A 6,199-nucleotide genomic window follows, 5' to 3' on the forward strand; every position below is an offset into this window, starting at 1 on the left:
CCTAATTCAAATTTATATAAATAAAACATATGATTTTTGATGTAATTAAGAAAAGACGGTCGGTTTTCCCCGCGCAATATATAGATACTCCAATTGCTAAAGAAGACATTAAAAAAGTATTGGAAGCCGCCAATTGTGCTCCAACTCATAGAAAAACGGAACCATGGCGCTTTAAGGTATTACAAGGCGAGGCTAAGGAGAAATTAGGAATGTTTCTGTCTTTAAAATATATGGAAACAGACCCTAGTCCAAAACAGTTCAAAGCCGGAAAATTGATTCAAAACCCTAAAAAAGCGGGTGCTATTATTGCTATTTGCATGCAGCGCGATCCTAAAGAAAGTGTACCAGAATGGGAAGAGGTAGCAGCAACGGCCATGGCAGTACAGAATATGTGGCTCTGCTGTACCCAATTGGGAATAGGATGCTATTGGAGCTCACCTGGGTTGATAAAGCATATGGACGAATTTTTCCATTTGAATGAGGGTGAAAAATGCCTTGGATTTTTCTATATGGGTAATTATGAAGGAGAAATCCCGGAAGTAGAACGAGGTTCTTGGGAAGAAAAGGTGACTTGGATGTAGTTCGCTTTGTTTACAGAAACGGAAATAGGGCCGACTTATATTCCCAGGCTTTATAGATAAAAAGCCCTAGATAGATTATGGTGACCATGAATTTTATAAAGGTTCCCGTAAGAAAGCCTAAAAAAGACCCAAAAGCAGCCTTAAAGGCTGTTTTTTGGTCTGCTTTATTGATCAATTCTCCTACCAAGGCGCCTATAAAAGGCCAGATAATAATTCCGAAAAAACCGAGTATCGGAAAAATAAGGGCCACTATTAAGCCGACAGTAGTGCCTATCATTCCCCATTTACTACCGCCAAATTTTTTGGTTCCCCAAACGGGAATAATATAATCTAGGGCAAAAACTAGAATTGCTATGCCTAGGGTAATGCCCAAGAACACCCAATCATCAGGCACCGCTTTGGTAAGGTGAAGTAGAAGCAGGCCAATCCAACTTACCGGTGTTCCTGGTAAAACTGGCAAAAAACTTCCCAGTATTCCTACGAGTATTAAAATGAATCCAAGAAATAATAATATGATGTCCATGTATCGCCTTTAAATTCTTTAGAGTTAATTAGGTGTTGGACGAAGATAAGGGAGAATTGTTACAGTAGCTTAAGAAATGACTACGGTAGTCACTTCGACGGAGTCCCTTTTTACAACTCCCGATGGGCTAGGGAGAGAAGTCGCACTTACTGCTTTTTATATTGGGTCCCTCCCTCGATCGGGCCCTAGAACACGAGCTTTAGTTTACATAAGTTTGGTGATTTATCGTAATCTAGTGTTTAAATGGCGAAGCAACCCTCCTTATCCGCAGAATAATGGACGAAAGCTCCGAGAACAGGAGCGAAGGCACGTAGCGACGCGGAGTTTCGTCAATGGTTTTTCGACCTCGGTGTCGAAAAAATTCATTGGAGAAGGCGCCTTTTTCTTTGTTTCGTTTCTTTTGGGCGAGCAAAAGAAATGAAAGCAAATAGGTTAGGGAAATTCATTAAAAGCGCTTATGGTACAACTACAAAACTAACAACATGCTTCACACCCAATTTAAGTTTTGATATTATTCTAAAAAGACTGGAAAACTCAACCTTGAATTCAAAATCGCTAACTGCTGATAATTAATGTGATAGGGCGCAAATTGGATGATAGGGTTATAAATTCTTACATTTCTTTCAAGTTCTCGTTTAGCTAAATGTGTGATTTAGCTCATGGTTTTATTAATTCACGGGTATTTGTGAACCTTCGGTTTCTCCCTGCCGGTCCAAATGACTGGACTAGTCACTTAGACAGAGTCCCATTATCGGGACTCCCCAATGTGTTCAAGAGAGAAGTCGCACACCTTGCTATTTTATGAGAGAGGAACTATATAAGAATTAGCATCCTATCCCTACCTAAAAACACCTCAATACAAAATTTAACAACTAAAACATTAGTTTAAACTAATAATTTAGTTATATTTGATTTAAAGTTAAACTAAAAGCTTAGTTGTATGAGACAGTTGACCAAGGCCGAGGAGGAGGTAATGCAAGTGTTATGGCAGTTGAAAAAATGTAATGTAGCGGCAATCATAGACGAACTACCAGAACCTAAACCTGCCTATAATACAGTATCTACTATTGTCCGAATTCTAGAAAGCAAAGGCTTTGTAGACCATGAAAAGGAGGGAAGGGGACATTTATATTTCCCACTGGTAAAGAAATCGGACTATGGGAACCAATCCATTAATAAGTTGGTGGATGGTTATTTTCAAGGCTCTTTTAAAAGTATGGTTTCTTTCTTTATGAAGAAAAATGATATGAGTCTTTCCGAGTTAGAATCCATTATGAAGGAAATTAAAAAAGAAAAGGAATGATAAAGTATATCCTGGAATGCATGGCGTTTCAGCTATTATTTTTAATAGTGTACGACCTGTTTCTAAAAAGGGAAACCTTCTTCCAATGGAATAGGGCATACCTTCTAGGCTCGTTTGTGCTTTCCATAGTATTACCTTGGATTAAAATTGAAGCGCTAAAGACCACCGTATCCCAAGAATCCTTTGTTTACCCGGAATATCTGTGGGGCATGGATATGTCGGCCGGAGTGGTAGGAAACCCTAAACCTACACCTTCAATCCAATTTTCTACCACCGAAATGGTTCTTTATGGGGGAATGCTCATCGCAGCGGTATTGTTTTTCTTTAAGCTGTATCAGCTGTATCGACTTAAAAGAAAGGGAGAGATCCGCTACTTTGAAAGTTTTACCCGAATAATGGTGCGCAATAGTCAAATGGCCTTTTCCTTTTTTAGGTCTATTTTCATAGGGGATAAAGTATTGGAAAAGGATCATGATAGTATCATTCAGCACGAGTTGGTGCATATAGAACAGCGCCATTCTTTGGATTTATTATTCTTTGAGCTCATGCGGATTATTGCTTGGTTTAATCCCCTGGTCTACGTCTATCAAAACCGAATTTCCGAATTGCACGAGTTCATCGCCGATGCAAAAGTGGCCAAAACCCACAAGGAAGAACAATATCAATTGTTGTTGTCGCAGGTTTTTCAGACCCAAAATATTTCATTCATCAATCATTTTTATAAAAGTTCATTAATCAAAAAACGAATAGTCATGTTACAAAAAACAAAATCAAAACAAATCTGGAGGTTAAAGTATTTGTTAATGCTCCCTTTGGTGGCAGGTATGTTGGCCTATACTTCATCCGAAGCTCAGGAAGCTCAGAAAAATGATTTGGAAAGCATAGCGCTTCCCGAAATAGTTGTTAATGGATCGGAAAATGCCACCATTTCCCGGTCCGGTAATTGGGATACGGCTGATGTTGAAATTATGGATAAAATTCCTGTTTTTGTTTCTTGTGATAAGGAAGCTGATAGGAATGCTTGTTTTGAGACTGAGTTTAAATCGTTTGTACTTGAAAATTTAGAATATCCTATAGAGGCGAAGAAGAAAGGAATTCAAGGTCGTGTTAATGCAATGTTTACTGTAGGGACCGATGGTAGTATTAGAGGTTTAAGATTCAGAAGTACAGCTAAAATTTTTGAGGAGGAAGTGGAGAGAGTGGTGTCCAATCTTCCAAAAATGATTTCAGGTGAACATATGGGAAAGAAAGTAGAAATTACTTTCACCATTCCTATTACATTTAAATTGAATGAGCAGTCAGGTATTGATATCCCATTTGCAGTGGTAGAAAAGGTGCCGGTTTTTCCGGGCTGTGAAAATGCAGAGGATAGCAGAGCTTGCTTTAATCAGATGATGCAAAAACATATCAGCACAAATTTTAGATATCCGGAAGAGGCGCAAAAGAAAGGAATTGAAGGCAGGGTTAATATTATGTATGTCATTCAAGAAGATGGGAGCATAGATAATATTCGTATGAGAGGTCCAGATACCCTTTTGGAAGAAGAGGCGGCTCGCATTATTTCCCTACTGCCTAAAATGACCCCAGGCGAACATAGAGGCGAGAAAGTCCGAATTCCGTTTTCCATTCCAATTACCTTTAAATTGTCTCCAGAGGTTATAGAAGCTCCTGCTCCGATAGAGACGGATCAGATGATTGATATACCTTTTTCCGTTGTAGAAAAGGTACCCGTTTTTCCCGGCTGTGAGAATGCGGAGGATAAAAGAGCCTGCTTTAATGAAATGATGCAAAAACATATCAGCAAGAATTTTAGATATCCCAAGGAGGCGCAAGATAAAAACATACAAGGCCGCGTAAATACTTTGTTCACGATTGGAACAGATGGTTCCATTGGCAACCTAAGGATGCGTGGACCGGATACCCTTTTGGAGGATGAGGCAGCGCGAATTATCTCTCTATTACCTAGCATGACTCCAGGGAAACAAAGAGGTAAGGCCGTGCGTGTACCCTATTCCATTCCAATTACTTTTAAATTGGAGGGTAATATAAAAAACGCAACACGCGGCATAGAAGTCGAAGATAGTGATGATATACCTATTTTTCCTGGCTGTGAAGATGCAGAGGATAAGAGGGCGTGTTTTGAAGAAATAATGAGAAAGCACATTTCTAAAAACTTTGAGTTTAATAAAGAGCAGGCGAAGAAGTATTTTGAAGAAAGAATGGCAGAATATATTAGCAACAACGCAACAGCTTCAAAATACAACGAATTGGTAATGGAGCGGGAGCGATTATTAAAGAATACTGATGAAAAGAATCCTGTAATAATCAATTTAGACCAACAATTGAAGGCACTTCGAAATAAAATAGATGCTAATGAAATAGATATTCCCTTTGCAGTTGTTGATGAAGTACCCGTTTTCCCTGGTTGTGAGAATGCGGAGGATAAAAGAGCCTGCTTTAATAAAATGATGCAAAACCATATTGCAGATAATTTTAGATATCCAGAAGAGGCTCACAAAGATAGCATTCAAGGCCGAGTGAATATTTTGCTTGTCATTCAAGAGGATGGGCGTATAGGCGGTGTTAAAACGAGGGGTCCAGATACACTTTTGGAGGAGGAAGCAGCCCGTATTATTTCTCTATTACCTAGTATGATTCCGGGTAAACAAAAAGGTGAAAATGTCAGGGTGCCTTATTCCATTCCCATTACGTTTAAGTTGCAATAGAAGAATAGTGGAAGATTAAATTCCGATAGTTCGCTGGCTATCGGAATTTTGTGCTTTTAATAATGGATATAATAGAAGGAAGATAACCTAAACCTCAAAACCTCTATTTTTCTGCTAAAAGAATATCCGAAATAAAGGAGGAAATTCACGTGAATGCCTACTAAATTGAGCAAATTATTGTAATTTCCGCCCTAGAATATGGCATTCATGAGGAAAATTGTGGTTTTGGCTTGTATTTGTCTTTTTGCCTCTTGTGATTGGTTTACTTCTAAAGAAGATAAAACCCAAGAATTGGTGCATGAGGAAATGCAAAATATTAACTTTAATGAGGTAGACCGTTATCCGATGTTTTCTGATTGTGATGAAATGGTTTCTAAACAAGAGCAAAGAATATGCTTTGAGACTACCTTACTTATGCATTTTTCAAGGACTTTGGAGGACTTCGATTTTGTAATCGATACCGAAGTGAAAGATACTATATACGTGGATTTTATGATGGACAGAAATGGGTCGATTTCTGTATTGGGGATTCAGAAAAATGCCAATATAGATGATCAAATGCCCGAGTTTAATGGCATTATAACACAGAGCCTTAAAAGTATGCCCAAAATAGAACCCGCCCTTAAAAGAGGTATTCCCGTAAATGCCAAATTCCGCATTCCTATTGTACTATCATCTAACTAGTTTTGTAACTACTTGATCCTTAGACAATAATGATTTTGTCTTTTTAATTGCATTTTCAAGTATTTTTAATTTTTTCCTTAAATATTCTTCGTTCTTGTTCTTGAGTAACGTAGGGTCGAATTCAATTTTTTCTGTAACCATCACATAATGTATTGATGCGATTTTTTTCGCTGTTGCGACTACGGCACTTGCTGCCCCAGTTCTAGATTTTTTGGCTCTGAGGTAGTCACCTAGCTCGTTTTTTGCGTTCCATAGGCCATTGGCGGCTTCGCGGAAGGCTTGTCCAGCCCTGTTTCTTCTTTTCGGAACTTTACTAAAAATGACCTTTCCGCCGGTGATCTTGTTGTTTGGAACTACGTTAAGCCATGACAGATACTGCTTT

At 38.6% G+C, this 6,199-nt stretch carries 5 protein-coding genes and 1 pseudogene; 4 read left to right on the forward strand and 2 right to left on the reverse strand.

Features of this window, described 5'->3' with window-relative positions:
* Window positions 1-29 precede the first annotated feature (29 nt).
* The gene (locus H344_RS0114450; protein WP_026810965.1) at window positions 30-581 is read left to right on the forward strand and encodes a nitroreductase family protein; all 552 of its coding nucleotides are present in this window, start codon (window positions 30-32) and stop codon (window positions 579-581) included.
* Window positions 582-591: 10 nt separating this feature from the next.
* On the opposite strand, the gene H344_RS0114455 is transcribed toward H344_RS0114450, so the two are convergent.
* Window positions 592-1,104 (reverse strand): DUF456 domain-containing protein, encoded by a 513-nt coding sequence (locus H344_RS0114455; RefSeq protein WP_026810966.1) that lies wholly within the window; start codon window positions 1,102-1,104, stop codon window positions 592-594.
* 940 nt (window positions 1,105-2,044) lie between these two features.
* Between H344_RS0114455 and H344_RS0114465 the strand changes: the two genes are divergently transcribed.
* From H344_RS0114465 to H344_RS0114475, 3 genes are all read left to right on the forward strand, one after another.
* Window positions 2,045-2,407, forward strand: coding sequence for a BlaI/MecI/CopY family transcriptional regulator (locus H344_RS0114465; RefSeq protein WP_026810968.1), 363 nt, complete (start codon window positions 2,045-2,047; stop codon window positions 2,405-2,407).
* Window positions 2,404-5,133, forward strand: coding sequence for a M56 family metallopeptidase (locus H344_RS22155; RefSeq protein WP_084148819.1), 2,730 nt, complete (start codon window positions 2,404-2,406; stop codon window positions 5,131-5,133). The genes H344_RS0114465 and H344_RS22155 overlap by 4 nt, the downstream gene beginning before the upstream one ends.
* A gap of 207 nt (window positions 5,134-5,340) precedes the next feature.
* Window positions 5,341-5,817, forward strand: a complete 477-nt coding sequence (locus H344_RS0114475) for a hypothetical protein (protein WP_026810969.1) — start codon at window positions 5,341-5,343, stop codon at window positions 5,815-5,817.
* Here H344_RS0114475 and H344_RS21890 read toward each other — a convergent pair.
* Window positions 5,806-6,199, reverse strand: a pseudogene (locus H344_RS21890) (hypothetical protein); the annotation flags it as partial. The gene H344_RS0114475 and the pseudogene H344_RS21890 overlap by 12 nt on opposite strands.

Origin of the sequence: Arenibacter latericius DSM 15913 (assembly GCF_000424985.1) — a bacterium.
Taxonomy (GTDB): domain Bacteria; phylum Bacteroidota; class Bacteroidia; order Flavobacteriales; family Flavobacteriaceae; genus Arenibacter; species Arenibacter latericius.

Bases quoted from the DNA above. Each gene is read 5' to 3' on its own strand.
- H344_RS0114450 (WP_026810965.1), top strand. From the start codon at position 30: ATGATTTTTGATGTAATTAAGAAAAGACGGTCGGTTTTCCCCGCGCAA.
- H344_RS0114455 (WP_026810966.1), bottom strand. From the start codon at position 1,104: ATGGACATCATATTATTATTTCTTGGATTCATTTTAATACTCGTAGGA.
- H344_RS0114465 (WP_026810968.1), top strand. From the start codon at position 2,045: ATGAGACAGTTGACCAAGGCCGAGGAGGAGGTAATGCAAGTGTTATGG.
- H344_RS22155 (WP_084148819.1), top strand. From the start codon at position 2,404: ATGATAAAGTATATCCTGGAATGCATGGCGTTTCAGCTATTATTTTTA.
- H344_RS0114475 (WP_026810969.1), top strand. From the start codon at position 5,341: ATGAGGAAAATTGTGGTTTTGGCTTGTATTTGTCTTTTTGCCTCTTGT.